This window comes from Nocardia amamiensis NBRC 102102 (genome assembly GCF_001612745.1).
GTDB lineage: Bacteria > Actinomycetota > Actinomycetes > Mycobacteriales > Mycobacteriaceae > Nocardia > Nocardia amamiensis.
This window is the reverse complement of record NZ_BDBA01000482.1, coordinates 1-533: the sequence shown is the minus strand read 5'-3', so window position 1 is coordinate 533 and position 533 is coordinate 1. Positions and strand designations below refer to the sequence as shown.

Annotated in this window: 1 protein-coding gene; it reads right to left on the bottom strand. The window is 68.9% G+C overall.

Annotated elements, in window-relative coordinates:
• A partial coding sequence (locus NA4_RS38530; RefSeq protein ID WP_157129613.1) for a condensation domain-containing protein occupies positions 1–533 on the bottom strand: 533 nt, incomplete at both ends.

Sequence of the window (533 nt, the reverse complement as noted above, 5' to 3'; positions counted from 1 at the left end):
GTGCCCCGCTCCTCGGTGACCGTCCACTGCAGGTCGAACTTGGCGATGTCGACCTCGAGCTCGTCGGCGCTGACCGACAGGCCGGGCAGTTCCAGGGTCGCGTGCGACATCTCCTGGAACGACAGCATCACCTGGAACAGCGGGTGCCTGGCCTGCGAGCGGGTCGGGTTGAGCACCTCGACCAGCCGCTCGAACGGCACGTCCGCGAACGCGAAGGCGGCGAGGTCGGTTTCCCTGGTGCGGCCGAGGAATTCGGCGAACGGCTCGTCACCGTCCACCTCCGAACGCAGCACGAGGGTGTTGACGAACATGCCGATCAGGTCGTCGAGCGCCTGTTCGCCACGCCCGGCCACCGGGGTGCCGATGGCGATGTCGCTGGTGCCCGACAGCCGGGCCAGCAGCACAGCCAGCGAGGCGTGCATGACCATGAACAAGCTGACGCCCTGCGCGCGGGCCAGCGCGACGAGGCGCTGGTGCAACTCGACGTCGATATCGAAGGTCACCCGGCTGCCGCGGAAGCTCTGCACCGGCGG